At 74.9% G+C, this 1,216-nt stretch carries 2 protein-coding genes; one reads left to right on the top strand and one right to left on the bottom strand.

The genetic code is table 11. The features are described from left to right. Positions 1-826 (top strand): DMT family transporter (locus EYA84_RS32050; RefSeq protein ID WP_131057879.1); only part of this gene is annotated, 826 nt, incomplete at its 5' end. On the opposite strand, the gene EYA84_RS32045 is transcribed toward EYA84_RS32050, so the two are convergent. Next, the coding region (locus EYA84_RS32045) for a zinc-binding dehydrogenase (protein WP_153227131.1) at positions 735-1,216 on the bottom strand (482 nt) is incomplete at its 5' end. The two genes, EYA84_RS32050 and EYA84_RS32045, sit on opposite strands and share 92 nt — an antisense overlap.

Raw genomic sequence — 1,216 nt, 5'->3', positions numbered from 1 at the left:
GCCATCGCCCGGGCGCCGACCGGGCGATGGCTGGCGCACGCTGGTGACCACCGGCATCGGCCTGGCCGTCTACCAGACCGCCTACTTCGCCGCCGTCGGGTACGCCGGCCTTGCGGTCGCCACCGTGGTGACCCTCGGCTCCGGGCCGGTGCTGATCGCCGTCGGATCCCGGCTGACGATGGGGGAGCGGTTGGGGCGCACCGGTGCCCTCACCGTGGCCTCGGCGCTGATCGGACTGCTGCTCCTCGTCGGCGGCGGCAGCGCGGGTACGGCATCCGCCCCGCTGCGCGGTCTGGCCTGCGCGTTGCTCTCCGCCACCGGGTACGCCATGGTCACCCTGCTGCACCGCAAGCGTGGCCGGGACGGCATCGGGGCAGCCGCCGGCACGACCGCGTTGGGCGGCTTCACGGTGGGGATGCTCTGCCTGCTGCCCCTGGCGTTGATCGAGGGGATCCTGCCCACGGCGGGCGACGTCGGCCGGGTGCTGGGTCTGCTCGCCTACCTCGGTGCGGTGCCCACCGCGCTGGCGTACGCGCTGTTCTTCGCCGGCCTGGTCTCGATCCGGGCGACCACCGCGTCGGTGATCGCCCTGGTCGAGCCGGTCACCGCTGCGGTCATCGCGATGCTGTTCCTCGACGAACGGCTCACCCCGGCGGCCACCGTCGGATCGGCGGTGCTGCTCGGCGCCGTCGTCGCGCTGACCCTGGGCGAACGGCGGGCGGCGTCGGCCGGTGTCAGGGCCGGATCAGGCACATCCCGCCGCCGGTCGAACCGTCCATGGTGGCCAGTGCGTGCGGTACGTCGGCGAGACCGATCGTGCGGGTGACCAACGCGGCCGGACGCAGCACCCCGGCGGTCACGAGCCGGAGCAACTCCGGATAGGCGTGCGCCGGCATGCCGTGACTGCCACGCAGCTCCAACTCGTACGCGATCACGAGGTCCATCGGCACGACCGGGTGTCTCTGGGCGGCGGGCAGCAGCCCCACCTGCACGTGCCGCCCCCGGCGACGCAGGCTACGGACCGAGGCGGTGCAGGTGGCGTGACTGCCCAGCGCGTCCAGGGACAGGTGGGCGCCGCCGCCGGTCGCCTCCCGGACCGCCTCGGCCACCGCGTCCGGCCCGTCCAGGGTGCGCCCGTCCAGACAGACCGCCGCACCGAGGCGCCGGGCGAGGTCGAGCGCACCGGGGGCGACGTCGACCGCCACCACCCGGGCCC

Source organism: Verrucosispora sp. SN26_14.1, from assembly GCF_004307965.1.
Lineage (GTDB): Bacteria > Actinomycetota > Actinomycetes > Mycobacteriales > Micromonosporaceae > Micromonospora.
This window is presented reverse-complemented; position numbering and strand designations above follow the sequence as displayed.